Annotated in this window: 25 protein-coding genes and 2 pseudogenes; 8 read left to right on the forward strand and 19 right to left on the reverse strand. The window is 68.6% G+C overall.

The features are described 5' to 3' along the window. Nucleotides 1-2 precede the first annotated feature (2 nt). The 3 genes from AB0L95_RS19715 to AB0L95_RS19725 are packed head-to-tail and all read right to left on the reverse strand — an operon-like array spanning nt 3 to nt 3032. Complete coding sequence (locus tag AB0L95_RS19715) at nt 3-1220, reverse strand: histidine kinase (RefSeq protein ID WP_365162948.1); 1218 nt, start codon at nt 1218-1220, stop codon at nt 3-5. A 55-nt stretch (nt 1221-1275) separates the two neighbouring features. Further along, a complete protein-coding gene (locus AB0L95_RS19720; RefSeq protein ID WP_365162949.1) occupies nt 1276-2091 on the reverse strand; it encodes an ABC transporter permease subunit in 816 nt (271 codons plus the stop codon). Beyond that, entirely contained in the window at nt 2088-3032 is a 945-nt protein-coding gene (locus AB0L95_RS19725; RefSeq protein WP_365162950.1) for an ATP-binding cassette domain-containing protein, read from the reverse strand. The genes AB0L95_RS19720 and AB0L95_RS19725 overlap by 4 nt, the downstream gene beginning before the upstream one ends. A gap of 337 nt (nt 3033-3369) precedes the next feature. On the opposite strand from AB0L95_RS19725, the pseudogene AB0L95_RS19730 reads away from it, so the two are divergent. Further along, a pseudogene (locus tag AB0L95_RS19730) lies at nt 3370-4209 on the forward strand (RNA repair domain-containing protein); the annotation flags it as partial. 210 nt (nt 4210-4419) lie between these two features. Here AB0L95_RS19730 and AB0L95_RS19735 read toward each other — a convergent pair. Continuing rightward, nucleotides 4420-5211: an SDR family NAD(P)-dependent oxidoreductase gene (locus AB0L95_RS19735; protein ID WP_365162951.1), complete on the reverse strand. Its 792-nt coding sequence runs from the start codon at nt 5209-5211 to the stop codon at nt 4420-4422. Between the two features lie 166 nt (nt 5212-5377). Here AB0L95_RS19735 and AB0L95_RS19740 point away from each other — a divergent pair, with 166 nt between their 5' ends. Further along, the gene (locus AB0L95_RS19740; RefSeq protein WP_365162952.1) at nt 5378-5977 is read left to right on the forward strand and encodes a TetR family transcriptional regulator; all 600 of its coding nucleotides are present in this window, start codon (nt 5378-5380) and stop codon (nt 5975-5977) included. A gap of 234 nt (nt 5978-6211) precedes the next feature. On the opposite strand, the gene AB0L95_RS19745 is transcribed toward AB0L95_RS19740, so the two are convergent. From AB0L95_RS19745 to AB0L95_RS19760, 4 genes are all read right to left on the reverse strand, one after another. Beyond that, nucleotides 6212-6649, reverse strand: a complete 438-nt coding sequence (locus tag AB0L95_RS19745) for a hypothetical protein (RefSeq protein WP_365162953.1) — start codon at nt 6647-6649, stop codon at nt 6212-6214. Nucleotides 6650-6700: 51 nt separating this feature from the next. Beyond that, complete coding sequence (locus tag AB0L95_RS19750) at nt 6701-7561, reverse strand: heavy metal-binding domain-containing protein (protein ID WP_365162954.1); 861 nt, start codon at nt 7559-7561, stop codon at nt 6701-6703. Between the two features lie 13 nt (nt 7562-7574). Next, nucleotides 7575-8516, reverse strand: coding sequence for a heavy metal-binding domain-containing protein (locus AB0L95_RS19755; RefSeq protein ID WP_365162955.1), 942 nt, complete (start codon nt 8514-8516; stop codon nt 7575-7577). A 568-nt stretch (nt 8517-9084) separates the two neighbouring features. Beyond that, nucleotides 9085-9327 carry a hypothetical protein gene (locus tag AB0L95_RS19760; protein ID WP_365162956.1) on the reverse strand — a complete coding sequence of 81 codons (243 nt, stop codon included), beginning with the start codon at nt 9325-9327 and terminating at the stop codon, nt 9085-9087. Between the two features lies 1 nt (nt 9328). Here AB0L95_RS19760 and AB0L95_RS19765 point away from each other — a divergent pair, with 1 nt between their 5' ends. Beyond that, nucleotides 9329-9673: a hypothetical protein gene (locus AB0L95_RS19765; RefSeq protein ID WP_365162957.1), complete on the forward strand. Its 345-nt coding sequence runs from the start codon at nt 9329-9331 to the stop codon at nt 9671-9673. Between the two features lie 306 nt (nt 9674-9979). Here the strand turns inward: AB0L95_RS19765 and AB0L95_RS19770 are convergent, their stop codons facing one another. Together AB0L95_RS19770 and AB0L95_RS19775 are read right to left on the reverse strand one after the other, a co-directional pair. After that, nucleotides 9980-10204 carry a hypothetical protein gene (locus tag AB0L95_RS19770; RefSeq protein ID WP_365162958.1) on the reverse strand — a complete coding sequence of 75 codons (225 nt, stop codon included), beginning with the start codon at nt 10202-10204 and terminating at the stop codon, nt 9980-9982. After that, the gene (locus tag AB0L95_RS19775; protein ID WP_365162959.1) at nt 10201-10836 is read right to left on the reverse strand and encodes an AAA family ATPase; all 636 of its coding nucleotides are present in this window, start codon (nt 10834-10836) and stop codon (nt 10201-10203) included. The genes AB0L95_RS19770 and AB0L95_RS19775 overlap by 4 nt, the downstream gene beginning before the upstream one ends. Nucleotides 10837-11212: 376 nt before the next feature. Here AB0L95_RS19775 and AB0L95_RS19780 point away from each other — a divergent pair, with 376 nt between their 5' ends. From AB0L95_RS19780 to AB0L95_RS19790, 3 genes are all read left to right on the forward strand, one after another. Then, the gene (locus AB0L95_RS19780) at nt 11213-12922 is read left to right on the forward strand and encodes an MFS transporter (RefSeq protein ID WP_365162960.1); all 1710 of its coding nucleotides are present in this window, start codon (nt 11213-11215) and stop codon (nt 12920-12922) included. A gap of 523 nt (nt 12923-13445) precedes the next feature. Continuing rightward, nucleotides 13446-14618: an AAA family ATPase gene (locus AB0L95_RS19785; protein ID WP_365162962.1), complete on the forward strand. Its 1173-nt coding sequence runs from the start codon at nt 13446-13448 to the stop codon at nt 14616-14618. Nucleotides 14619-15093: 475 nt separating this feature from the next. Beyond that, entirely contained in the window at nt 15094-15813 is a 720-nt protein-coding gene (locus AB0L95_RS19790) for a rhomboid-like protein (RefSeq protein ID WP_365162964.1), read from the forward strand. Nucleotides 15814-16828: 1015 nt separating this feature from the next. On the opposite strand, the gene AB0L95_RS19795 is transcribed toward AB0L95_RS19790, so the two are convergent. The 7 genes from AB0L95_RS19795 to AB0L95_RS19825 all read right to left on the reverse strand — a co-directional run bounded on the left by AB0L95_RS19795 (nt 16829) and on the right by AB0L95_RS19825 (nt 22263). Then, entirely contained in the window at nt 16829-17068 is a 240-nt protein-coding gene (locus AB0L95_RS19795; protein WP_365162966.1) for a VOC family protein, read from the reverse strand. A gap of 288 nt (nt 17069-17356) precedes the next feature. Beyond that, a complete protein-coding gene (locus AB0L95_RS19800; protein WP_365162968.1) occupies nt 17357-18340 on the reverse strand; it encodes an aldo/keto reductase in 984 nt (327 codons plus the stop codon). 397 nt (nt 18341-18737) lie between these two features. Then, nucleotides 18738-18980, reverse strand: coding sequence for a hypothetical protein (locus AB0L95_RS19805; RefSeq protein WP_365162970.1), 243 nt, complete (start codon nt 18978-18980; stop codon nt 18738-18740). 541 nt (nt 18981-19521) lie between these two features. Continuing rightward, complete coding sequence (locus tag AB0L95_RS19810; protein WP_365162972.1) at nt 19522-19983, reverse strand: STM3941 family protein; 462 nt, start codon at nt 19981-19983, stop codon at nt 19522-19524. A 186-nt stretch (nt 19984-20169) separates the two neighbouring features. Then, on the reverse strand, nt 20170-21057 hold the full coding sequence (locus AB0L95_RS19815) for an IS3 family transposase (protein WP_365162974.1): 888 nt from the start codon (nt 21055-21057) through the stop codon (nt 20170-20172). Continuing rightward, the gene (locus AB0L95_RS19820; protein WP_365162976.1) at nt 21054-21353 is read right to left on the reverse strand and encodes a transposase; all 300 of its coding nucleotides are present in this window, start codon (nt 21351-21353) and stop codon (nt 21054-21056) included. Before AB0L95_RS19820 ends, AB0L95_RS19815 begins: the two co-directional genes overlap by 4 nt. A 187-nt stretch (nt 21354-21540) precedes the next feature. Next, the gene (locus AB0L95_RS19825) at nt 21541-22263 is read right to left on the reverse strand and encodes a hypothetical protein (RefSeq protein ID WP_365162977.1); all 723 of its coding nucleotides are present in this window, start codon (nt 22261-22263) and stop codon (nt 21541-21543) included. Nucleotides 22264-22739: 476 nt separating this feature from the next. Here AB0L95_RS19825 and AB0L95_RS19830 point away from each other — a divergent pair, with 476 nt between their 5' ends. Further along, nucleotides 22740-23264: a hypothetical protein gene (locus AB0L95_RS19830; RefSeq protein ID WP_365162979.1), complete on the forward strand. Its 525-nt coding sequence runs from the start codon at nt 22740-22742 to the stop codon at nt 23262-23264. A gap of 82 nt (nt 23265-23346) precedes the next feature. Here the strand turns inward: AB0L95_RS19830 and AB0L95_RS19835 are convergent. Then, a pseudogene (locus AB0L95_RS19835) lies at nt 23347-24454 on the reverse strand (hypothetical protein). 119 nt (nt 24455-24573) lie between these two features. Beyond that, complete coding sequence (locus tag AB0L95_RS19840; protein ID WP_365162981.1) at nt 24574-25062, reverse strand: hypothetical protein; 489 nt, start codon at nt 25060-25062, stop codon at nt 24574-24576. 1081 nt (nt 25063-26143) lie between these two features. Here AB0L95_RS19840 and AB0L95_RS19845 point away from each other — a divergent pair. Beyond that, nucleotides 26144-26479, forward strand: coding sequence for a hypothetical protein (locus AB0L95_RS19845; RefSeq protein ID WP_365162982.1), 336 nt, complete (start codon nt 26144-26146; stop codon nt 26477-26479). Nucleotides 26480-26481: the final 2 nt, after the last annotated feature.

Raw genomic sequence — 26481 nt, forward strand, 5'->3', positions numbered from 1 at the left:
CGTCACACTTCGTTTCCGGACAGGGCCAGCACCGCACGCACGCACCAGCCGCCACCCGGCCGCGGCCCCGCCTCGAACTCGCCACCGTACGCGGCGGCCCGCTCCCGCATCCCGTGCAACCCCTGCCCTCCAGTGGCGGCGGGGGCCTTCGCGAGACGACCGTCGTCCGTGATGCTCACCATGATCCGCTGCGGGTCACAGCGCACCTCCACGTGGGCACGGGTACCCGGCGGGGTGTGCTTGAGGGTGTTGGTGAGTGCCTCCTGCACCAGACGGTACACGGTGAGCTGCGCCGGGACCGGCACGCCCGCGGGGTCGCCGAGGACATCCAGCCGGGTGGGCAGCCCGGCGGCGCGGACCTGGTCGGCAAGCGGCTCCAGCTGCGTGATCCCGGGCATCGGATGGCGCAGGGCGTCCGGTTCGTCGGCCCTCAGGACCCCGAGGAAACGCCGCATGTCGGTGATCGCCTGACGCCCGGTCGTGGAGACCTGCCGCATCGCCACCGTGGCCCGCTCGGGGGAGTGTTCCTGCGCGAAGACGGCGCCGTCGGCGAGCGCGACCATGACCGACAGGTTGTGCGTGACGATGTCGTGCATCTCGCGGGCGATCCGCGAGCGCTCGTCGGCGACCGCGAGCTGCGCCTGCTGGTCCCGTTCACGCTCCAGCGTCACGGCCCGCTCCTCCAGGAACGCCATGTGAGCGCGCCGGCTGCGCATGTTCATCCCGATCACGGCCGCGGCTATGAGCATCGCGGACAGGCCGACGAACGCCTCGACGACCCGGTCCTCAGGGGCCCACCGCACCGCCGCGATGAGCGCTCCGCCCTCGAGCACGCCGATGGCGAGCCACGTGCGCTGCCGTGGGGCGTACGCAGCCACCGTGTACAGCGCGATCAGCAGTGAGACGTCCGCAGGTATGCGCAGATCGGTGCACCACTGGACGAAGGCGACCGCCGAGATCGTCAGGAACACCGCGAGTGGCGCCCGGCGCCGCCACACCAGCGGAAGCGTCAGCAGCCCGGTGAACACGAGGACCTGCCACATGAGGTCACGAAGGCGGCGGTGCTCCGCTCCCGTCTGGGCCATGAGGACGGCCGCGGCGAACAACGCGTCCACCGTCAGTGGCGACAGGCGCGCGCGCAGGCGCAGCCGGACGCGCCCGGCGAGGGCGCGCCACGACTGGACCCTGAGCCGCAGAGCCTGCGGTGGTGCGTACGTCATCGACGCACTCGGCGGCCGTCCGTCACGGGAACGCCGCCCCGGCCGGCGAGCGCCATCAGGCGTCCCGGCGCTTGAGCGCCACCCCTGCCCCGGCCAGCGCCACCAGCGCATACAGGCAGAACACCGCGAATCCCGTCCATGGCGCCAGCGTATGCGGCTCCTGGTGGATGTGGATGAGGCCCTGCCCCGCCGTGCTCGGCAAGTACTTGTTGACCGCGTCGAACCACGACGACGGCAGCGCCTCGGCGAGCACCGGAAGCACCAGCAGGACACCGAACAGGGTGGCGATGCCGCCGGCGGTGTTGCGGATGAGCGCGCCGAGAGCTACGCCGATCAGGCCCACGCCCGTCAGGTACAGACCGGTGCCGAGCACCGCGCGCAGGACGCCGGGGGCGCTGAGCGAGGTCTCCAGGTGGTGGCTGGACAGCGCGGCCTGGCCGACCAGGAAGGCGACCAGCGCGGCTGCCGTCATCAGCACCCAGGCCACCGCCGCGTACACCAGGGCCTTGGCCCACAGCACGGGAAGACGGCGCGGCACCGCGGACAGCGAGGCACGGATCATCCCGGTGGCGTACTCACCGCTGATCACGAGCACGCCGAGAACGCCGACGGCCAGCTGGGCCAGGTAGAAGCCGCGCAGGCTGACCAGCGTCGGGTCGAAGTGCAGCCGCTCGTCCGGCGGCAGGTGGGACCAGCGGTCGGCGGTGAAGTAGCTGAACAGGAAGCCCAGGCCGATCATCGCGATGACGGCGGCGAGCAGCGTGAACAGCGTCGAGCGCAGCGACCGCAGCTTGATCCACTCCGAGTGGATCACCCGCAGCTGGGTGACCTCGCCCCGCTCCGCCTCCGGAATCACCGTTGCCGTCGTCATGCCGCACGTCCTTCCCCAGCCGCGCCGACGAGCTCCGCCACCGGTGCCTGATACTCCACGGCGTCCCGGGTGAGCTCCATGAACGCCTCCTCCAAAGACGCCTGCTGCGGCGTCAGTTCGGCCAGCGCGATGCCGTTGTCGGCAGCGATCCGACCGATCCGGTCACTGCTCAGCCCGGTCACCGACAGCACACCGGGCTCCTGCGAGGTGATCGTCACGTCCGGGCCGGCCAGCAGGCCGCGCAGCTTCTCCGCCTCGTCACTGCGCACCCGCACCAGATCGCCGGCGGCCTGTGCGGTGAACTCCGCCACCGAGGTGTCCGCGATCAGCCGCCCCCGGCCGATGACGATCAGGTGCTCGGCGGTCAGCGCCATCTCGGACATGAGGTGCGAGGACACCAGGACCGTACGGCCCTCGGCCGCGAGACCCTTGAGCAGATTGCGGATCCACAGAATGCCCTCGGGGTCGAGGCCGTTGACCGGCTCGTCGAGGATCACGGTGGCCGGGTCGCCCAGCAGCGCGCTGGCGATGCCAAGTCGCTGCCCCATGCCCAGCGAGAACCCACCGACCCGCTTCCTCGCCACCGCGCGCAGGCCCACGAGGTCGATCACTTCGTTCACTCTGCGTGCAGAGATCCCGTGGGTCGCTGCGAGCGCCAGGAGGTGGTTGTAGGCGCTGCGCCCGGTGTGGATGGCCCGCGCCTCCAGCATCGCGCCCACCTCGTGCAGTGGCGCCCGGTGCTCGGCGTAACTCTTGCCATTGACCACGGCCCGGCCGGAGGTGGGCGCGTCCAGGCCGAGGAGCATCCGCATCGTGGTGGACTTGCCGGCCCCGTTCGGCCCGAGGAACCCGGTGACGACGCCGGGACGTACGGTGAAGCTGAGATCGTCGACGGCGGTGCGCTCGCCGTAGCGTTTGGTGAGGGAATGAGCCTCGATCATGAAGTGTCCTCGTGGGAAAGGGAACCAGAGTCCGCGCTCAGCCGGACGCGCTCCACGCTAGGACCGGTCCTCACCTGGATCGACACCCCACAGACCGACGTTCAGGGCGCCCTTCCTGCATCCGCGGGCTGAAGGGCATACATCCGCTGGTGTACACGCCGCGTGGCTTCGGACACCGGATCACGGGCCTGCGGCTGGATGACGGACGGCAGCGCGGCTGCGGAGCGCCCCGTCACGCACCGCACCTGATGCGTCACGGGTGCGAACGGAACAACCGTCGAGACTGATGGGCGGCACCCTGGAGGAAGAGCGGTGCGAAGACGGAGGAGGAGGCGTGATGCGAACCAGTGACGAGATCTATCACCGGGTCCGCTGGGACCCGCGGTTCGACCCGGCCCGGTTCGTGCTGGGGATCAGCCAGCGCGGGGATGCTCTCAAACGCATCCCGCTGTCATCCTTCGTGCCCGGGGGCGACATCCCGTGGCATCGGGTGGTGTTCATCGAGGCGGACGGCGAGGTGGTCTGGGACCGAACCACGGGTGTGGACCGCATCGACGCGTCGGGCGCCGGCCTGGTGCGGGACCAGCAAGCGGGCCTCGGCTTCGACACGAGCTCCGGCAGGGTCGGGCCCGTCGGCGTCCTCGACGTGTCCCCGACGGCCCGCACGGCGGTGGCCTGGATCCCGCCCGCGGAGCTGTGGCCGCCGATCCAGGACATCCGCCGGGATCACGATCCGCAGATCCACCGGTGGCCGCCGCACGTCAATGTGCTCTTCGGCTTCGTGCCGGAGTCCGACTTCGAGCGGGCTGCCCCGCTGCTCGCCGCGGCGACGGCCGAGATGCCGGTCTTCACCGCCCGGCTGGACGGGGTGCGCACTTTCCGGCACGGGGAGCACTTCACCGTGTGGCTCGACCCGACGGCGGCGGGCAAGGCGCCGTGGGCGGATCTGCACCGCGTACTGCAACAGCGGTTCCCGCGCTGTCGTGGGCCCGCCAAGAACTTCACCCCCCATCTGTCCTTGGGCCGGACTCGGGACCCGCGGCGAGTCACCGCGGACTGCGCCACCCGGCTCGACGCCATGACGGCGACAGTCTGGGAACTCGTCCTGCTCTCCCGCAGAGGCGACGGGCCGATGCGGCCACGGGCCACGGTCGCCCTGCGCTCGGGCGAGGTCCGCCGGCTACCCGGGCCCGGCCTCGAAACACCGGGCCCGGAGGACACGGCATGGCTCTCCGAGATCACCGCCAGGTGAGGCCATGGCCGGGCGAGGCGAAGCGCCGCCCGGGATGCAGGTCGCATGGGCGCAGTACGGCGTTGGCTGCGGCCTACGGGCCGTCGCCTGCCCGAGGAGGTGTCATGTGCCCGGAATCGGAAAGACCGGGGCAGCTCAGCGGCTCGACTTCTGCGCCGTCACGATCGTGTCCATGGTCGCCTCAGCCCCCGCCAACCGCTGAACGCGCTCCGAGAACCCCGGGAACTGCGACGCGATTTTGGAGAGGAACCTCAGCTCCGGCGGAGCGACGTTGATCTCGGCGACATCGCGCTCGATCGCCCGCATCACGCCCTTGACAACCCGCTCCGGCGCAACAGTGCGTACGCCGCCGGGCGTCGACGAACCCGTCTTCGCGAACATCCCCAAGTCCCGTACGAAGCCCGGCTGGACGATCGAGACCCCCACGCCGGTGGCGTGGAGGTCCTGACGGAAGGACAGCGAGAAGCCCCGAAGCCCGAACTTCGTCGCGGTGTACATGGACGACGACTTGGTGGCTGCCATCCCTGACAGCGACCCGACGAAGCAGATGTGCCCGCGCCCCGCCGCCACCATCTCCGGAGCGAGCAAGCGCGCGAGCACGGCGGGTGCACGCAGGTTCACCGCGAGCGCACGATCGATCTGCTCCGGCGAATAGTCCAGCAGGTCGCCGCTGGAGGGCAGGGCTGCGTTGGCAATGAGGATCTGCGTGCCGGAAGCCTCCGTGGCGAGGCGCAACACGTCGTCGGGATCAGCGAGATCGGCGAGGACGGCCCTGGCGCCAAGGCGTTCGGCAAGTGGTTCCAGCGCCTCGCGTCGCCGGCCCGTGAGAATGAGGTCTGCGCCCCGAGCCGACAGTTCGGCGGCAAGCGATCCGCCGATGCCGCCCGTGACTCCCGTGAGCAGAACGGTTGCCCCAGCAATGTGCACGACTACCCTCCGGTCTTGTTCGTTCGAACGAACATTAGGGAGGGTCGGCATCCCTGTCCACCGATGTCCCCACCAAAGCTGCTCACGGTCAAGCAAGTTGACATGGCTTCAGCGCCTCCATCGCCCCTACCGGAGGCCGGACGGCGCCGGTGGGACAATGTGCGGCATGCCCAAGCCCGCCTCCCCCGCCCCGACACGCCAGCGCATCATCACTGCTGTCCTGCAGATCATCGGCGAGGACGGGATCGCGGCCCTCACCAACAGAAGGATCGCCAAGGAAGCGGGAGTCTCACTCGGCTCGGTCACCTACCACTTCGAGACCCAGCATGAGCTGCTGCGCGAAAGCCTGTTGCACTTCGTCCGTGAGGAGGCCCGGCACTTCACCGAGTTGGCCGACCAGTGCCAGACCGAGAGCCTCGGCATCGAAGACGCAGCGGCCCTGGCCGGTCAGGTAGCCTGCGGCGCAGCGCTCGACAGCGCGCACCTCGCACCCTTCGAGCTGTATCTGCGCGCCGGGCGCGACGAACGACTGCGCGAAGCGGCGGCAACAGCGTTCACGGCCTACGACCGGCTCGCCACCCGGATCCTGACCGCCCTGGGCGTCCCCGACGCAGAACGCCGGGCGGCGACGACCGTCGCCGTGGTGATGGGCCTGCAACTCCGGCGACTGGCGACCGGCAGCCCTGCCGACGACCTGGTCGACGCTCTCTTGCTCCTGGCACGCGGGGCTGCCTGCCAGCCACCCGAACAGAGTCTCCTGGCCTAGGCGGAACGAGATTCGGCTGAACACGGCGCGGAACTGCCGGGCGGCGCGGAAGATTTCCCCTGGGCAGCTCGTCCGGAAGTCGTACTACGCAGCATGCCGGGCGGGCATCGCCGTCATCGTGGGCATGATGGGCGTGGGGGCACACTCTGCGAGGCCCCGGGCAGCACTATCAGCTCCGAACACGCAGGACGGAGAAGGGCGGGCAGCCGGTCCGTGGCCAGGGAGGCTGCGCCCCTACTCCCCCAGCACCAGCCGCTCCAGCGCCACCCGTGCCCGCGCGTCGGACCGTGCACGGGCCGCGACCGCGACCGCGAGCTCCCGTACCCACTCGTCGAGCGCCACCGGGCGCCGCGAGAGCACCACGCCACGGACCTCCTTGCACACCTCGCCCTTGGGATGCGTGCCCGCCAGGTCGAGCACGAGCCGCTGCTCGCCGAGGAAGACCTCGACCCGTTCGATGCGGCCGGCGCGCCCCGCGAGCCGGTCGGCCATGCCCCGTTTGCGCTCGACGGTGACGGAACCCGGCGGCAGCGCGTCCGCCAGTGTCCCGGTAAGCACCTGGGCGTAGACATCCAGGTCGGCGGCGTCCCTGCGCAGCGCGGCCGTCAGCAGGTCGATGGTGCCCGGTTCCCCGTCGGGATCGAACGGGACAGGCTCGTGTGGCGAGGTCATCGCGGGGCCTCTCGTGGTGTGCGTTTGATCCGAGTCTGCTGGTCCGGGCGCTCAGCCGTCCAGACTGAGCACCATCGTCGGGCGCTGGATGACGTGGTCCTCGCGCAGGGGCCGCACGGCCGTGCCGATGGCGAAGAACTCGGTGGTGTGACCGCCCCAGCGGTGGTTGTGCGCATTGAGCTGCACGCCGACGACGCCCTCTGCCCGCAGTTCCTCCGCCTCGTGCTGCATCCGTGCCATCGCCAGCTCCCGCGCGTCGTACAGCGCCTGCGTGAACTGTTCGATCTCCACGTTCTTGCCGATGTTGGAGAACATCTGCCCCATTCGCTGGTGCGCGATGTGGTAGACGCAGGTGCCCATCACCATGCCCAGCGGGGCGTAGCCGGCGCGGATGAGCGTCCAGAAGTCCTGGCCGTTGAGGTCCGAGGTGAACGGCTGGCCCTTGAGGTTGCGCCAGCTGCCGCCGTTGCTGCCCGGCGCCGGGTGATCGGCCTTGACGGCGGTACCGATCGCTATGAACTCTGCGATGTCGCTGCCGAATTCACGGGCCTCGACGCTCAGCCGCACGCCGACGATGCCGTCGGCGCCCAGCTGGGCCGCCTCCGCCTCCATGCGGGTCATCGCCAGCTCACGAGCGTGATACATCGCCTGGCTGAGCATCGTCAGCTCCTGGTTCTTGCCCCAGCGGCCCAGTTGGATGCCCACGTGGTAGATCGAGCTGCCCAGTACGAGGCCGATGGGCCTGAATCCCGCCTCGCGCACCAGCAGGAACTCATTGACCGACAGGTCGCTGGTGAAGATCGAACCCGGCTTGCCCGGCTGTAGCTCGGCCAGCCGCCGCATGGCATCGGCCGGCACGCCCTGGGCGGACATGCCGTCAGGAGTACTGTCGGCGCGGTTGAAGTCGGTCATGAACGGGTTCCCCTCATCGCATATCGGTGGCGGTGCGGCGCGCCGTCCGCCGGCGTCGTTCCGGGTCGAGCGGCATCACGGTGAGTGTGCGGGGCGGCTGTTCGCGTGCTGTGAAGCGGGCGACGGTGGTACCCAGCAACGTCGACTCAGCCACGTGGTCCTTCTGATCGTCGTTACTCCTGCGCATGCACGACTCGCCCCAGATACGCAGGCGGCCCGCGGAGAGGATCACGCCGTCGCCGCCCCGCCGCCCCGTCTGCGCCCGCAAGTGCGCGCGGGCGTCGGAGCGCACCGCCTGAACGAGCTCGCTCCAGCCGCTGACCTCGGTGTTGTTCCAGGAGCGCGTCTGTGCGCGAGTGCGGAAGTCGTCGTGGCGTACGCCGACGGACATCCCGTACAGCAGCTCCACCGGGACCCATCCCGCGGTCACCAGCTTCGCGAACCCCTGGCCGTCGAGGTGGCAGGTGAACGGCTCCGGCGCTCGTACCGTCCCCGCAGCGCGCACCGCGGTCCCGATCACCTTGAACTCCAGGCAGTTGGGCTGCGCCACGAAGGGCTCCACGGTCAACTGTGCCGCGACGACGCCGTCGCCGCCGAGAGCCGAGCACTCGGCGGTCATCCGGTCGAGGGCCGAGCGACGCGCCCGGTCGAGCACCTCGACGAGCCCGGCGGACGGGGCGCCGCGTCCGGAGAGGGCTATGGGCGCCGGGGCGCTGCTGAAGGCGTACTGCATGCCCCCGTAAAGACAGTCGTGATAGCCCCAGTACCGTCCGCTGCGGCCCACGTGATAGACGGCCGAGCCCATGACCTGCCCCACCGGCTCGAACCCCACGGCGCGCAGCGCGGCGAACTCACCGGTGGACAGGGCCGAGGACCATGTCCCGCTGCTGCGTACCTCCGCAATGCGCGCGGCTGCCGCCGGGGGCAGCCCGTCCCCTGTCCAATCCCCGCTCATGGACACCAACTCCCCGCTTTGCACCCTACCCAAGGGCATAGCGGCTCGAGTCTATGCCCGGCCGCCCGGGGCAGCCGTGGCAAGCCGGGGGCGACCTGGACGGCGTGAGGAGGCCGCCGCCGCACTGTCGGCACCGTGTCTCCCAACGGTGAACTGCTCCTCGGTCTCCTACCGGTGCGACGACACCTTCTGAAACGGGGCCGACACCCGGGGGACCTCGAGCCCGGCGGCGCCGGCCGCACCGGAACCGAACGGGTCTCGAAGGGCGTCTCCAGCCGTGACCGCATGGTGATCGACCCCGTGAGCAGCGTCCTGCTGGAGACCACCAGCCTCACCGGCAGGGGGCAGCACCCAAGGCGAGACCACGCGCGTCACCCGACTGTCCGCCGGCCCCGCCGACAAGATTGTCCGACCTGCCCGCTCCACAGCTGAACCGGCGTTCCGGGTCCCTGACGGCCCCGGGGCGTCACCTGGGCGGACCGGGTGCCCAGGGCCTCGGACACACCCTCGGACAAGGACGCCGCCGCCCTCGCGCGCAGCCGACACAAGTGAGGTTCGCATTGAGACATCACAGCGCCACCCGTCGTAGCGCCACCGCCGTGGTGGCCGTCGCCGCCGCGGGTGTCACCCTGCTCACCGGCTGCTCGTCCAGCGGTTCGGCGGACGCCGGCCGATCCCCCTCCCCGTCCGTCCCGACGACTTCCCCGACCAGTGCGGCAACTCCCCGCACGGCTGTGGCCCCGTCGCAGATCGCCAAGGGCCCCTCGTCGTCCGCATCCCCGAGGTCCAGCGCCGGCTGTCGGTCGCTCACCGTGCCGCCTGCAGCCAAGGCCGAAGTGACAGCCGCGTACGGCCGTCAAAGCCGGCCGCAGCTCGCGCACATCCGGCCCCGTACCGGCACCTTCTACTACGGCAGCTGCGGCAGCACGGCCTACGCGGCCGCAATGTTCGTGCCGACCGCAGCCGCCACCTACGCCGAGCAGGTGGCCAGTCAGGACGACGGCGCCGCGATGAAGTACTTCTCCCGCTCCGGCAACGGCAGCTGGACCCTCATCGCCAGTGACGGCCTTCCCCGCGACCCGCACGGCTGTGCCGCCATCCGGCAGATCCCGGCACCTCTGGCCGCCCTCTGGGCCGACTGTCTGGCAGTTCCGTGACCGGGTGAACCTCGTCAGGCATCAACAAGTCCTGAATCCACCTCGGGGGTGCACAACCTTTACGTCGCCGCCGTCGATTGGGGCCGGGAACATCTCCCAGCGCTCGTCGGCTACACCTTCGCCGCACCCTGGGACCCACCCACCAGGCGGCCGGCGCGCAACCGTCCAGGGACCGGCCGGCCACGGCGTCGTGACGTACTGTCAACAGGGCGTATGTCTCAGGGCCTCCGCTCCGACGAGACCACCCGGCGCAGTGGAGGCACCGGGCGAGCGGCAGCCGGCTCACGCGCGACTGCGCCACATCGCCTACGGGGCGCTCCTCAGCGGGCGCAGTGCAGCGGCGCCGGCCCGCCCCAGCGCGGACACCGGTGACTCTACCCATCTCATGAGATCGCGCGGCAAGCCGGTGTCGAGCTCGATGGTCACCCGGACGTATCGGGTGTACAGCTGAGCGACCTTGACGGGACGCGGGACGGCGGCATCCGGTCCGCGCTGCAATGCGGCTCGGTAGGTGTCCTTGCGCTGATTCATGCTGTGTCCTGTCGCTTGATGAGTTCGTCTGCGAGGTCCATGTACGCCGAGCCTTTGGCCTCGACAGGACTACCGAATGACTGGGCGTACAAGTCGAGCCGCGGAATGTGGGTGGACAACACGTCGAATCCCCGCTCGGTGAGAGCTTCGCGGGCGTCGGCGTCAGGACCGGTACGCGTGGCGTCGGCACGATTCGTTCGGTTCAGCAGAATGGCGGCGCGGGCCGGCTGGATGCGCAAGGACTGTACGTCGCCCATCTCGCCACCGATGGGCGCCATGCGATCCAACTCGATGGGAGCCGGAGCCACCGGCAAGATCCACTCGCCTGCGTACCTCATGATGCTCCGGGCGATGTGCGCGTGGTCCTCCAGCTGAGGAGCGTCGAATACGACGGCCTGCCGGTCGCCCAGGAAGTCGTTCACGCGCCGGTGCACGTCGCCCACCGGAAGAGCGACCACAGGAAACGGGAAGCCACCTGCCAATTCGCTCCAGTGCAGCGCGGAGGAGGCGGGGTCACTGTCGACCAGCAGCGGCGGGATACCCGACTCGTGAAGTGCGTGGGCCAACCAGACTGCGCTGGTCGTCTTTCCCACTCCGGGCTTCAGGTTCACAAAGGCGTAGCTCAGCGACACGAGACTCAACGTATGGCCGCGAGCGAGTGCCGGCCGTCGGCTCGGGGCACACCATTGCGTTGTTCACCCTACGGCGGCAATGAATCATTCGGACGGTCCAGTACGGAAGTCGTCGGTCAGCACCGTCTTGACACGTCTGCCGTTGCGGGAGTTGCCGCCCTTCCGCGCAAGGTCACGTTTCGGCATCCCCGCGCACACCTCTAGGTCGTACCGACTGGTCGGTACTAACCTCTGCGCACACCTCCACCATCTGGGCACAGAGACCCCGGGGTTCGGCCCACCTGGCCGAACAGTGCTCGTGCAAGCCGCGCCGCAAGGCGTGCAGTGTCCGCACCCACCGCACCGGGCCCACGGGCCCGAACCCAGGAGCCGCCGCATGACTGCCATGCCTGCTTCGCCCGACGACACGAACCTCAGACCAACCGATACCGGCACACCGGAAACTCCCGGCCGTGCCGCCCGGTTGTGGCGCCGCGAGCTGAACGATTACCCCGTCACCTCACGCCGCATGGCGTACCTGGGGATCGTGGTGTTGACGACCGTGGTCCTGTACTACGCCCTCTACGTGCAGTACGCGGTCGCCACGTCGATCATCATGCACTTCCACATGACCTACAGCTATTTCGTGTGGGTCTCCGTCATCGGCAACGCGGTCGGCGCCTTCGCCTCGCTCGTGGCGGGCCTCGCCGACCGCTGGGGCCGGGCCAACATGGTGGTCTACGGGCTTCTCATCGCCGCCCTGCTCAGCCTCCTCGGCCTGCCCAACGCCCCGGACAAGAACACCTACCTGGTGCTTTTCGCCGGCCTCAGCTTCATCGAAGGCATCGTGCTGGTAGCCACGCCGGCACTGATCCGGGACTTCTCTCCACAGCTCGGCCGAGCCACCGCAATGGGCTACTGGACCATGGGCCCGGTCATCGGGAGCCTGGTCGTCACCGTCGTCACCAGCAGCACCCTGTCCTTCGCCGGCTGGCAGGACGAGCTGCGCTACTCCGGCTGGGCCGGGCTTGCCGTCTTCGTGTTGGCGCTGATGGGACTGCGCGAGCTGTCGCCCCGGCTGCGTGATCAGATCATGGTCAGCCTCCGCGACCGTGCGCTGGTCGAAGCGCGGGCCAAGGGCATGAATCCGAGGACGGCGACCAAGGCCCACTGGCGGCAGATGCTACGGCTGGACGTCGTCGGCTCGGCCACCGCTGTCAGTCTCTTCCTCCTCCTCTACTTCGGCGCTGTAGGAAACCTCGTCGTCTTTTTCGCCGCGACCTTCGGCTACAGCGAGCAGCGCACCAATGGGCTGGCCAACTGGTACTGGGCGGCCAACGCGGTGGCACTGGTGGCGGCGGGGCTGCTCTCGGACAAGTTGAAGGTGCGCAAGCCCTTCATGATCGTCGGAGCGATCGGCTCGATCGCGGTCACCGTGCTCTTCGCCCTGCACGCCACAGAGCCGCGCACCGGTTACTACACCTTCGCCGTACTGTTCCTCGCCATCGGTGTGCTCACCGGCGTCACCTACGCACCCTGGATGGCGAGCTTCACCGAAACCGTGGAGAAGCAGAACCCGGCCGCCACGGCGACCGGTCTGGCCGTGTGGGGATGGATCATCCGGGCGGTGGTCGCGATATCCACGGCGTTCGTCCCGGTCGTGGTGACGTCGGCCACGCCGCTGGTCGAGCACGGTGCCCAGGTGAAGGCCGCGAGCGTCCAGGCCGCCCCCGCACTGACCATCATCGACGCGCACCCGCGGCTTTTCGCCGAACTCGACGCGTACCCTCCGGCTGAGGTCCCGCCGGCGCTGGCGGCTCAGGCGGTGCGCGAGGTCGGGGCCGACGGCCTGGCCACCGTGCGCAGGGCCCAACCGCAGTTGGCACTGCTGCAACGCTATGGATCCCAGGTGAAGAGCGCCACGGCCGAGGGCCCCGAGCAGTGGCGCACCTGGTGGCTGATCTGTGCCGCCGGACAAGTGATCTTCCTGCCGTTCATCTTCGTCATGGCCGGCCGTTGGAGCCCTCGCAAGGCCCGCGACGAGGCGGTGGAGCACCAGCGCGCCGTGGATCGTGAACTGGCGGCCCTCGCCGAGGAGGGCGACTGATCCCAGGCCACCCTCCAGCCTGGGTCGGGAGGCCCTTGCGCTGCCCACCCAGGCTGTGGCGTCGGCAACCGGCCGCGCACGCCGGTTGGGGGCTACAGGCCCGTACACGGCGAATTCTCAGCCATGGGCATCAAGGTCGCGGCCTCCACTGTCCGGGAGAGCCTCAAGGAGCACGGTCCCCCTCCCCCGCCCGAGAGACGGAATTCGCCCCACCCTGCCCCTTTGGCACCCATGTTCGGGAGGCTACCGACACGGTTCCCCCATACCTCTGCCGCACATCGTCCCACTTCGCTAGGCTCACCAACAGGCTGGGCAGCGAGGGGAACAGCGTGCCGGAACAGGAACGCAACGAGCAACGAGTTGGCTCGACAGGCCCCAGCCGGGCGGAAACGCCGCTGTACGAGCGTGCCGACGAGATGGCAGCCGCGCGGGAGGCAGTGGAGGCGCTCTGCGCCCGCTCGTCGGACGGCCGCTCTGCGCCCGCTCGTCGGACCGCGGCGGTCGACGTGGCGGGCTGCTGCTGTTGAGCGGCGCCGCGGGACTGGGCAAGACGACCTTGCTGACCGAGATCAGGGCCATCGCCGCTGCCCGCGGGTGCACGGTCTTGTCCGCGCGCGGCAGCGAGCAGGAGCACACGGTTCCCTTCCACGTCGTGCGGCAGTTGTTGCAGCCCGTCCTGGCAGTCTGTACCGAGGCCGAACGTCGCGAGATCTTCGGTGGTTGGTACGAGATCGCCGGGCCGGCCGTCGGCCTCTTGGCCCAGCAGGCCGGTACCGCCGTGCCGGATCCACAGGGCGTCCGGGACGGTCTGGACTGGGTTCTCACACAACTCGCCGTGACCAAAGCGCCGATCGTCATGGTCGTTGACGATGCGCACTGGGGTGATCTGGAGACCCTCGCCTGGCTGGCCGCGTTCGCCGTGCGGGTGCAGGAACTTCCCCTCCTGATCGTCCTGGGGTATCGCCCGGACGAACTGCCTGCCGATGCCGTGGCGTTCCGTGAACTGATCGTCGGCCGCGGGTCCCACCCGATCACCTTGCGCGCTCTCAACCCTGAGTCGGTCGCCAAGTTGGCCCGCGGCGCACTCGGGCCGGAAGCGGACGATCCCTTCTGCCGCGAGTGCTGGGCCGTCACCGGTGGCAACCCCTACGAAACTGTCGAACTCGTCGCCAAGGTCCAGGACCGCGGTCTCACTCCCTCCGAGGAGTCGGCCCATCTGCTGCGCGACCTTGGTGCGTCGTCCCGCGGCACCGGACTGGTCAAACGACTGGAGCGGCTCGGCAACCCGGCCGTGCGGCTTGCCTGGTCGGCGGCCGTACTCGGGACCGAGATCTCCCCCGAACTGGCGGCTTCGGTGGCCGGGCTCCCACCGGCCGAGGCTCAGGACGCCACGGACAGATTGCGAGTCGCTCGTATCCTGACCGGCACCAGGACGCTCGAGTTCGTCCACCCTCTCATCGCCACTGCCGTGTATCGGGCCATCCCTTCGGCCATGCGCACCGCGATGCACGGGCAGGCCGCCGGCGCGGTGGTCGACGCGGGCTTGAACATCACTGTCGCCGCCCGGCACCTGCTGGAGGCCCATCCGAGCAACGACCCGGAGACCGTCCAGCAGCTGCGCGCAGCCGCGCGGGAGAATCTTCGCCAAGGCGCTCCGGGACGCCGCTCATCGCTGCCTGGAGCGTGCGCTCCGTGAACCGCCGCCGGCCGAGGAGCGCGCGGCCGTCCTCCACGAGCTCGGCTGTTCTGCCCTGCTCACCTCACCGGCCACCACGGTCAACCACCTCTCGGCGGCCTTGCAGCTGGGCTTTGCGCGCGTGCTTGCCGCCGCAGCCTACGAGGACCGCGGACGCGGCGGCCGCCATCGCGGCCAACGCCCAACGCCGACTGATCATCGCGCGACCGACGCCGCTACCGCCCGACACCCGCGCAGGTCCCTCCACCCAGCGTTCCACCAGGTGAAATCCCTCCCGTGTATGTCGGACCACTGGTCATTGCGGGGGCAGTACAGCATCGCTTCGTGAGAACTCCTCTCATGTTGGCCGCCATCGGAACCGGGCAAGGCGGCAGATGGTCTCTTCCCGGGAAGGCCGGGCACATCGCCCGTGAGCGCCCGAGCACGGGCGGCGAGAACGTATCGAATCTGCATGAAACGGATGAAAATGAGGGCTGTGGAGACGTTGAGGCGGCGGTTGCCGGGCACCGCCGTGTACGTCACGGCCCTGCTGCTCACTGCGTGGTGGCTGAAGGGACAACCGGTCGCAGAGCGCGCCCGTTTCGTGCGCCACAACAGCAGCAACGTCCACCACCTGGATGTCGGCAAGTGGTGGACCCTGTTCACCAGCGGCCTGGTGGTCGACGGTGTCCCGGCCCTGGTCGGTATCGCCGCAGTGGCCGGGGTCCTGGGATGCGCCGAATGGCGCTGGGGCACGCTGCGCGCGTGCGGAGTGTTCGTCTTCGGCCACCTCACCGCGACCCTGCTCACCGAGGGCGCCCTGTGGCTGATGCACGTCGTCCATCTGCCAGGCGTGCCCACCCGGACCCGTGACGTGGGCATCAGCTACGGTCTGGTGACGACCGCCGCCTGCCTACTCGCCCTCGCCGCCGGCCGGCTACGCCGCTACGGCCTGCCTCTGCTCGCCACGGCGCTGACGGCCGCCTTGCTGTACGACCAGGAACTCGCCGACGTCGGCCATCTGGTCTCCCTCGCGCTGGGCTGCCTCGCCGCCCACACGGTGTGGCTGCGCACCCCGTTCGGCCCGGCACGCACGAAGCCCGTCGCGCAGGATCCCATCGACGCCGAGGCATCGCCTGGCGGGAGTCACTCTGCGGGGAATGAAGGCATCGGTGCGCCGGATCGGCGAGGAGCAGCTCCAACCGGCGGGTGTTGACCTGTTCGTTGTCCCGGGCCGACTCCGGCAGGAAGAACTGCTGCCCCTAGCGCTCCAAAAGTCCTTCACTGGTGCTGACCTGGGCGTTTTTTCCGGACTGCGCAGTCAGAACGAGGGCGGAAACGGCAACCTCCATCCAGCCGCGCAAAAACAGCACGCCGCGTACCGCACCCCAAACCGGCCGGCCCACCGAGCCAGCCCGGTCGCAACCGCTTCCGACCGGGCCGGCCAAGCCTCCGCCACGTGAGTGACACACCCCCGCCGCGCTCCACCCCTGAAAGCCCCACATGCCTGCGCCACGGCTACCGGCCGTCGCGCAGGCATGGTCAGGCACTACTCCCGCGACTCGTTGATCGTTTTCCGCGAACATGTAGATCGTTTCCCACCGCCGCGGTGAGCGGTTGGCTATCCGAGGACAGGCACAGGGCGCCGCCGCGTTCGCCCTGACCGAGTTCGGGACCGTCCTTCGTCCCGCAGACGGACTGTCCTGAAGCGGAGTTCTCCAGACCCTCAGGCTCCCGCACCCGCTGGGCCTTCTGCTCGACGGTCCAGTCCTGTTCAGATCCGGTCGCTGCCTGCGATTGCGGTGCCATGGCTGCCTTCTCCTTTCGGTCCTCTGCGACTCGTGCGCCCTGGCCATCCCTGGCTCGGCGACCTCCTCAGCATGGCTGGAGGGCGCAATTCAGGACTCGCTCCGGGCTTTCGCGCAGTAGGTACGGAGTGGTCGCTTCGACCCCGAACCCCTGGTCACGGCCGGGCGGCGAGTACGGCCGGGCCGACGCCGAGCCAGCGGCCGACGTCGACGGCCGGCTCCGAGCGGGGGCGGCCGCTCATGGACCAAGCGGTGTCGATGGGTATCTGTTTCTGAACTGAAACGGCGTTCAGGCGCCGTCTATGGGCGCCGAGGCCATCACGGGCGAGTCGCCTGCCTTCTCGTGTCGGTGCCGGGGCTGCCGCCTTGAATCGGAGCAAACCGGACCACCGCCCGTCAACGTGGCCTTGCGAAAGACCCAGGTCAGCCCTTCGAGTGCTGCCACGCCTTGTACGTGAACTCAAGGCTGTACCCATCAGGATCGAAGACGCTGGCCGCGTAGTACCCAGGAGCGTAGTAGGGACGGTCCGCGGGTGCGCCGTTGCCGGTCGCGCCCGCCGCCATGGCCGCCGCATACGCCGCGTCGACCGCCTCCTTCGACGGCGCGGTGAAGCCGACGTGCGCGGCACCTCCCTCACTGACCCCGTCGCGCAGCCAGAACACAAAAGCCGTGTCGGTACCGAACCCCTAGGTCGGGGTGCCCCTCCGGACCGGTCGAGCCGTCGAAGTCGATCACGTGGCTCATGCCCAGTGGCTTCAACGTCTGGTTGTAGAAGTCGACCGAGCGGTCCATGTCGCTCACCGTCAGGAAAACATGATCGATCACTGTACTCATCTCTTTCTGGAGACTGAGGACGCCGCCAACGGAAGCGTCCAGGACTGGTTGGATTGCTGCAGCTCGGCCTCCGGGAGGCCGTGCCGCGGCATGCCGCCTGCTGGCGTGCCCGGTACTCAGCCGTTGAGAAGCTGCATCTGTTCGGGGGTGTAGCGGTCGCCGGAGACGATCCCGTGCGGGGCGACCGCGTCGATGGCGGCCAGTTCGTCCGCGGTGATGGTTACGGCGGCAGCGACGCTGTTCTCTTCCAGGTAGCGGCGGCGCTTGGTGCCGGGGATGGCGACCGCGCCCTGGTGGAGGACCCAGGCGAGGGCCAGCTGGGACGGCGTGACCTTCTTGGCGGCGGCCATCCGGCGGACCTCGTCGACCACGGCCAGGTTGCGGTTGAAGTTCTCGCCCTGGAAGCGGGGGTCGGTGCGGCGGTAGTCGTCGGCGGCGAAGTCGTCCGGGCCGGTGATCGCGCCGGAGAGGAAGCCGCGCCCCAGCGGCGAGTAGGCGACCAGGCCGATCCCGAGCTCGTTCAGGGTGCCCATGACCCCGTCCTGCTCGATGCCGCGCTCGAAGAGCGAGTACTCGGTCTGGACCGCGGTCAGCGGGTGGATGCGGTGGGCGCGGCGGATGGTCTGCGGCGCGACCTCGGACAGGCCGATGTGGCGGACCTTGCCGGCGCCCACCAGCTCGCCCATGGCGCCGACGGTGTCCTCGATCGGCACCTGCGGGTCGACCCTGTGCAGGTAGTAGAGATCGACGTAGTCGGTGTTCAGGTGGCACAGGGAGCGGTCCAGAGCGCGGCGGATGTACTCGGGGCGCCCTTTGAGGCCGGTCACCGCACCGTCGTCGCCGATCTCGATTCCGGTCTTGGTGGCGATCACGGCCTGATCGCGGCGGCCGGTGAGCGCCTTGCCGAGGAGCTGCTCGTTGATGAAGGGGCCGTAGATCTCGGCAGTGTCGAACAGGGTCACGCCCAGTTCCAGGGCGCGGTCGATGGTGGCCAGCGATTCGGCCTCATCGGTGCTGCCGTAGAAGGCGCTCATCCCCATGAGGCCGAGTCCCTGGGCGGAGACGGCGAGGCCCTGGCTGCCGAGCGTGCGGAGTTCCATCGTGATCTTCTTTGTGTCGAGGTCACCGAGCGCGTGATAACCAACTGGATGGTTTCCATCGTGGGGCACGCCCCAGCAGCTGCTGCCGCCCGGGGTGACCGAGCACGGACTGGACGACGTGGTCGCAGCCGTGCTTCGCGCCAACCGACCGGAGTAGGCCCAGGACCGCGAGAGGCCGACGCGGCGGGCCCTCACCGGCGACTGCTGCAAGGGGCGAGAGGCCGGTGACCTGGGCGATCACCTCCGCCGAGAGGTGGAGGGAGGCGCGCCGTCACGCTTGGCTGACGGCGATCGTCGGTTGCCCGGTTCCACGTCAGGGCTGTTGCCGCGTCGTGGATGGCCTGGTAGGCGAAGGAACCAGAGTCCTCCTCATCCATGACCAGGGCCTGTAGATCGTTTACAGCGGTGCTGCGTCACGGCGCAGACGATTGAAATGAATGAGGACCGCCTGGTCAAAGCCCAGCGCGATCAGGTCCTCCTGAACGGGAATGTCGACCTGCAGATCGGGCCGGTACTTCTCGCCGGCGGCGTCGGCCTGCTCTTTGTAGCGCTGCTCCAGCCAGTCGCGCCCGAGCACGACGTGATTCCACCAGAACCAGCGTCGACCGCGGTGCTCCGGCTTGGACAGCTCGTCCAGCAAGTCGCTCTCCTGCACCAGCTCGAACTGATTCTGTCGGCACCCGAGATCGTCTTCCTCCAGGTTGCGACCTTTGTCTCGTACTTCTGTCGCTGAGACGTGCGCTCCCCGACGCGGGTGCCGGTGGCAAGGTTCCAGGAGATCTCGAACGTCAGCTTGCGGAGTTCTGGTCGTTCCTTGGCTACACGCTTCACCGAATCCGTCATGGCGGTCAGCAGTGGATCGATGCCGTCAACGTGCTTGGCCTGCCAACCCCACTCCGTGCCGTCCGGCAGGGTGGCGTACTACTCCACGCCGCCGTCAGGGTTGCCGCCCGGATGGCCTGAGTACCTGATGGCACGCGGTTCTTGAGCAGCTGATACGACAGCTCTTCGAATGCCCGACTCTGCTCGCCGTTCCAGGAACGAAGCGTCTTGAAGCTCAATCCGTCTCCACCCCTCGTGTTCCCTTCCGGCTTGGAGACCCAGATGCGTTCGCTCGCACGCCTGTCCGAGGCCGATACAAAGTCGCAGGACTGCAGTAGCCGGTCGGCCAATGGGCGCGCTCAGTGCTGTACTGCGAGTCCGGGGCGGTGGCGCCGCATCGCGTCCAGGACGGCCTCAGGCGGCACCGGCAAGGTGTTTGTGGCCATGTTGGCCGGACCAAAGCCGAGTCGTGCGTTCATGGATGCGGTGCTGCGGACGAGCTTGGGTGCTCGAGCCAGATAGGCGTCCGGGTCGTGCAACACGAGCTCAATGAACCGCTGCGAGGTGTTACGTACCCGCTGCTCGCGTATCCGCACGAGGGCTATCTCGTCCCAGGCGAATCGGCCCAGCTTCATGTGGTCCACTCCCGCGTCGTCCAGCACCAGCTCCGGTCGGCCGTGGAGCAGGCGCTGGATGATGATCACCGAGCAGAACCCGAAGAAGGGCACGGCCAGCGCCCCCGCCGCAGTCATCTTCACAGTGCTGTGGGCGACCAGGAAAACGATGCCCAGAGCGACGAAGACCAGAGAGCCGGCCAGCATGGCCCACACGCGTCCCTTGGCGAGCGGGTAAACCGTCGGGGGCAGTGGAACGCCGTTTCTGATCACGGGCTCAGACGATAGGGCCAGAGCCCTCATCAGCGGAAGCCTTTTCGCAAACCGTCTGGCGCCGTGGTCGTCCCGTCTGCCGTCGTCTGAAGCTTCCCCGTGATCTTGGACACTCGATCTTTATGCCGCGAGGTCGTGCTGGTGCCGCTGTCGGGTCTCGACGGGGGTGAAGTAGCCGAAGTCTCTGTGCTTGCGCAGTCGGCGGCGGTTGTAGAACGTCTCGATGAAGTCGAAGACCTCGGCGCGGACGGTGGCCCGGTCGGGCCAGACGCGGGTGCCGCTCTCTTCCTTGAGCAGGGCCCAGAAACTCTCCGCAGCGGCATTGTCGAGGCAAGATCCGGTGCGTCCGCAGCTTTGCCGGAGGCCCAACTCGCGTATGTGGTGGCGGAAGCGGCTGCTGGTGTATTCGCTGCCGCGGTCCGAATGCACTATGCAGCCGGGCTGGAGACGGCCACGTCCGGCGGCCATCTCCAGCGCGTCGACGACGAGGTCGGCGCGGTGGCGGTCGGCCATCGAGTAGCCGACGATCTCGCGGGTGGCCAGGTCCAGCCAGCAGGCGAGGTAGAGCCAGCCCTCGACTGTGGGCAGGGCGGTGATGTCGCCGACCAGCTTCGTGCCGGGGGTCTCGGCGTGGAAGTCCCGGCCGATCAGATCGGGGGCCGGCTTTGCCTTCTTGTCCGGCCGGGTCAGCGACCGCCGCCTGCGGCGGTGGGCTCCCTGGATGCCGTGCTCGCGCATCAGGCGGGCGACCCGCTTGCGGTTCACGCGTTGCCCCAGGCGTCGTAGTTCGGCATGGATGCGTGGAACCCCGTAAGTGTGACGGGAGGCGACGTGGGTGACGGTGATCTCATGGGCCAGGGCCTCGTCGGCAGCCTTGCGGGCCGAGCGGGTCCTGGCCGCGGCGAGCCAGGCGTAGAAGGAGGAGCGGGCCACCTTGAACAGCCGACACAGGAAAGCGACGCCGTGGGTGGTCTTCTCCGCCTCGATGAACGCGTACGTGTCGTTCACCGATCGCTCTCCTTCACGAAGAAGACCGCGGCTTTTCGCAGCACCTCGATCGTCTTGGCCTGCTCGGCGTTCTGCCGACGCAACCGCTTGAGCTCCTCGCGTTCGGCCGTGGTGAGTTCGCCCGGGGCGCCCTCGCCTCGATCTGCCTTGGCCCGGCGGTACCAGCCGCGCAGGGACTCGGGGCTGATGCCGAGGTCCCGGGCGACCGCCGTGACCGTCTTGCCCGAGGAGTCGACGAGCGCGATCGCGTCCCGCTTGAACTCCTCGGTGTACCGCCTCGTGTACTTGCTTCCCACCTGGTGCTACTTCCTCTGGAACCTCAAGTCCCAGTCTCCAGGTGTCCACGATCAAGGGGAAGGCTCACCCCGTGCGGTTGCTGCCCGCGGCAACAGACGGGTCTCAGTTCCACGACACGGTCGCTGTCGCCTCGGTCCGGCGGCGGCTCTGCTCCTGAGGCAGAGCCGCACGCTCCCGACACGCCACTCACATGACGGGACGATTGGAAGACGCGTACTCATCCGCAATGTTGAAGACGCTGGCACAGCGCGGGCATTCTGCATGGCCGAAGAGATGGGCGATACCGTCGGCGAGCACGGTTTCGCCATCACGGACGGCAGTCTCATGCATCCATCGACCGATGCCGGAGAGGCCTTCGGGAGACGTCGGCCGCAGTGCCCGGCGATCCACGTCGCCCAGGTGCCAGTCCCGGATCGCTGAGTAGCGCCCGTAACCGCCGATAGCGATCGTCACCTCGACAGCGCAGTGAGGGCAGGCGACCTGATAGAAGTCATCCGAGAAGTCACCCAGGGCCGCACTCCAGTGGTACTGCTCTTCGGCCGCGAGCAAGTCGAGGAAGGCCGCGAAGTAGTCGTCTGGCCGCGACCGCAGGTGCCGATCCAGCAGCTCGCGGAACGACGCGATCGCGTCGGCACAGCCCGCCAGCACGTCGTCGCACCCGTGGCCCCCTGCGGCGCACCGCACGATCGTCCCGGCTAGCCCGCGCGCCCGCGCGCTCCGCGACGCGAGATGCACCAGACGCGGCAGTGCGGCGAAACTCGCAGGGAACACCAGGTCGTGCTCGAGGACCAGCCGGTAACCCAGCTCGTCCCATACCGCTGCGTCGTCCTCGCGCTCGACCCGCGCCAGGAGCTCGGGGACGCGATCAACATCCCCGTGACAGTCGTACATCTGCGCCCAGTTCGCCACCTGAGCATTCAACCGCCCTTGAAGCTGCCGCGGGACGACTCCGCATCCATGAACGCCTCCGGCAGGACTCATCGACCTAGCGTCGTGAGAAAGGCAAACTCTCCATTCCTATGCACTCGAGCCGCCGACGATGCAGCCCCGACACTGCTCTGGCCTGCGGATACAGCCCCCTAGCAAGTCATCGGCTGAGGGTCAGAGCGGGTCTGGAACCGTGGCGGAATCCGCGCTGCTAAGACGAGGCGGTGGTGACGCCAGGCCCAAGGGGTCATACCCCACCCCCTACAACCTCTCCCTGCCCGCCGCCATCGCCTCTACGATCCGCGCATGATCAAGCTGACCTGGGCCCCAGACCTTGGGGAGCGGTCGCGGAGTGTCACCGGGGTAACAGCATGTGCTGGGGCGGACCACAGGGCGGTTTGCCGAGGCAGTCCAAATTGCAAGGCTGTCTCGCGAGCCGCGCTGGCATCGTATGAACCATGGCAGCGATAGACGAGACATTCGAACCTGACAGCCCTGTCCACAGCACTTGTCCGCCCCTGGTGGAGGCAGCGTGGCTGTATCAGTCGGATCAGGTGTGTCTGGAAGACCTACCGATGACCGCTGCCCAGGCACTCGCAGCGGGAATGGACACGCCGACCCTGTGCGAGCTCGCCGGCCTGCCGCGTCACGCGGACCCCCGGGACATCCGCGACACGTTCGAGCAGGCTCTTGAAGAATTGGGGATCAATCTGCCCGATCGCCACCTGGCCCGTCGGTACGCGCTGCGCAGGCTGGCCACTCGGTTCACCGCCGGGGAGGTGGATCTCGCCGAGTTGGCATCGGACGAGTGGTCGGAGATGGAGGTCGAGACCACTGAGGAGCAAGCATTCCTGGCGCTACTCCCGCCATGCGCGTGCTGCATCGAGTACACATTGGGGCTCGACGAGGCGGCGTGGGAAGCGCAACTGCAGATCGCTGCCTGTGCCTTGGTCTCGCATCCCGCTGTCGGGCCGCGCTTCTGACGAGTGAGGTCCGGAGATTGGACAGCAGATGTCGACCACCTTGGGAGGCACGAGCGTCTGGCGCTGTTCGATTGCCAGACGGCTAGAAGAGGTGGGCCGAGGTGCGCTGCGTGAGGTTCTCGACGATCGTGCGCAGCCACGGGCTGCGCACGGCTGGCAGCCGGACCAAGGTGTGCAGGAACGTTTCCCGGTCGGCCCGGAACAGATAGTTGGGGAGCAGCGGGAGAGGGTCGTCGCGGAGTACGTCTTGGGGTATGCGACCTGACGCAGGCACCGGCAAGTAGGGCTTGGGGAGAGACCAGCCACAGCCACACCCCCAGCGGCAGGGGCACCGGGTATGCCGACGCAGTGGGGCCGGCGGGGGTCCAGGTCTGACCTGTCTGGGGATGGACCGGTACGAGGAGGATGTCGACGGCCGCGTCCGGGGAGGGCTGTCCCGGTCCAGCCAGGACGGCGCGCCGCTTCGGGGGGCCTGCGGGCAGCAGGGCGTCGAGCGCGCGTTGGAACACGTCCGCGGTCAGACCGCCCGGAGCCTTCACCGGCTGCCCTTGGGAGCCAACCAGCAGGTGGGCGAGCGCCTGGCCTGCTGCCGCCTCCCACTGCGGGCTCCACGACCAGTAGTGGTTCGACCCCAGCCGTCCTCCCCACGTGGCAATCGGCTCGAACGGGGGCGTCTTGTCCCCCTTCTCTGCCAGCTCCGACCAGGAGAGGGGCGCAGCGTGGATGCCGTCAACGGGGATGCGGTGCACGGCGTCCGGGCTGAGCCGCACTGCCTGCCAGAGCGAGCAGTCGTCGACCCTGGTCGCCACGGGGAGGTCGCATGTCTCACAGGCCATGTTGGGCCCGTCGGCTCCGTCGAGACCGCAGCAGGCACCGCCGCGTTTCTCAGGGATCAGCCGGGTTCCACGGATATCACCGGGCGCGATGACACTCGCCCCGGGCGTGCTGTCGGACAGGGCGTAGACCGGCGCGTAGACGCCTCGTGCCTCCGCCTCGCCCGGATCGATCTCGTCCCACAACCGCCACGGCCCTCCCCAGGGGTCCGGGTCCACGGCAAACGTCCCGGACTCCATGAGCACCGGAAGCTGGGCCCCGTTCCCGTACTTCTGACGAGCGTGGACTGGCAGTGAGACCTGGGACAGCGGGGTGGTCAACTCGGCGCCGCATCCCGCACACACGAAAACGAACAAATGTCCTCCGCCTGGGAAACAGACGCATTGTCGCAACTCGCCGACAGCCAGCCAACATGTTTCCTCATCCGTTGCGGGAACGGCACCACAGGGTCAGCGATGCATGCCCGCGGCAACAGTCAGGGAACAAACGGCTCCGCCAACAGCACGACCCGATCGCTCTCGACGTCGAACCCGAGTACGGGATGGCTGCCGTCGCCGCCCTCGGCATCCATCAGCACCGGCTTCCCCAACCCCCGTCCGATGGCCGTGAGGAACCCGCAGAGCAAGTCGAGTCGCTCCTGCCCCTGGACTTCCCGCAGGTCGACATCAAAGTCGATCTCGTCCGACGAACAGAAACGGAAGATCACCAGCACATCGGCAGCCGGCCAGACCCTCAACTGCGGGCACTCAGCGTCGGCCGGGCGGGACAGCGCTGTCTCCGCCCGAGGCACCGGAAGTACCGACTCTCCTTCGGAGTACTGGTACTTCCATCCGCTCACGTCAACAAGGTCGAGGACAGCCTGCCAGTCCTCGACCGAGGCCCCAGGAACGAGCACGTCCGGCAGCGCGCCCATCAGATCAGGGTCGAAGAACCCTCTGACGTCATCCCACAGCAGGTCAGCCACTCCCCCATCCTGCCCGGCGCCCCTTCCCCATGCGTACCGGTTTCCCGTGCCCCTCCCCAGGTGCGCCCCTCGTTCTGTACGGCCTCACACGACACCCCGGAAACCCCAGCTCAAAGCACGCACAGACCCGCCCCGAGAGTCAGCACCAAGTCAGCACACGGCCAGGAAACAGGCTGATCCAGCCGGAGAAAACAGGAAGGGGCCAGACCCGAAGATCTGGCCCCTGACCTGGGGTTTCCTATCTTGACCTGCCACTTCGGCCGATCAAGGAATCAGGCGCTACACATTGAAGCGGAACTCCACCACGTGCCCATCCTGCGTCACGTCGTCCTACCCGGCCCTCCACCCGCGCCTTGCCCTTGACGCGGTTTCGGCCCCCGAGCCTGCCCCCACCAGGTCCCCGGCCGACGGAGCGCGACAAATCTGCCGCGCGACATCCCTATGAGGATGTGTCACCACCAAACGATTTCTCTCGCTCCGGCGCCAAACAGCGCATGCCCCACCCCACGTTCGAGCCGCACTCGAGCCCGGACAGCCCCAAAAGGATCGATGTCGTCCTCCCCGATGAGCCGCCCGACGCGACCGAGTCCGTCGCTGCCGCCCTACTGCACCTCCTTCACGTCCTGATGGCCGATCCCGGCCGACCGCACCCCGAGCCCGGAGACAGTCAGGAGGGACGGGCTACTGCCGGCTCTTCTCGCCCATACGAGGTACGGCTGAGCGCCACATAACACCCGCACCGCGCTCCACGCCTCGCGCACGCACTGGGGGTCTCACCGCACGTGATCCGCTCCGCCTTCGCCGGACGCTGCTCCACCGAGGACCTGCAAGACCCCGAGGCCTCCAGAAACTGGCAGTTCACCCGCGCCCGAGCCCTGATCGAACCCGCCGGGGGCCAGATCGTCACCGAGTACTTCGACATCGCCCACAGCCGCTCCCTGCCCTGGCAACGCCGCCCCCGCGCCAACGCACTCCTCCAAGCCCTCCGCAACCCCAGCCGCGGCTTCGACGCGGTCGTCATCGGGGAGCCGCAGCGGACGCTCACGCCGGAACAGGCCCAGGCTCGGAAGACGGTCAAGGAGTGCGAGCGGCGTCTACCCGCTACCAGGCCGCCCTCGAAGCCGGCGCCGACCCCGCCGTCGTCACTCAATGGATCAACGAGGCGCAGGCGGACAAAGAGACAGCGCGCAGAAGGCTCGACGCGCCACCCGCCGCCGCTCGAAAGAAGGAAACCCCGCTCACCGCCGACCAGATCGGGGAGATCACCGAGAGACTCGGGGACATCGCGCAACGTGTGCACGCCGTCGACGCGGAGAAAAAGGGCCCGCTCTACGAGGCGCTCGGGATCACGATCAGCTACGAACATGCAGGCAGGGCCGCGACCGTTAGGTCGAGGCCCTCATCCGCGTATCGCTAGAG

The organism is Streptomyces sp. NPDC052036, from assembly GCF_040680495.1.
Classification (GTDB): Bacteria; Actinomycetota; Actinomycetes; order Streptomycetales; family Streptomycetaceae; genus Streptomyces.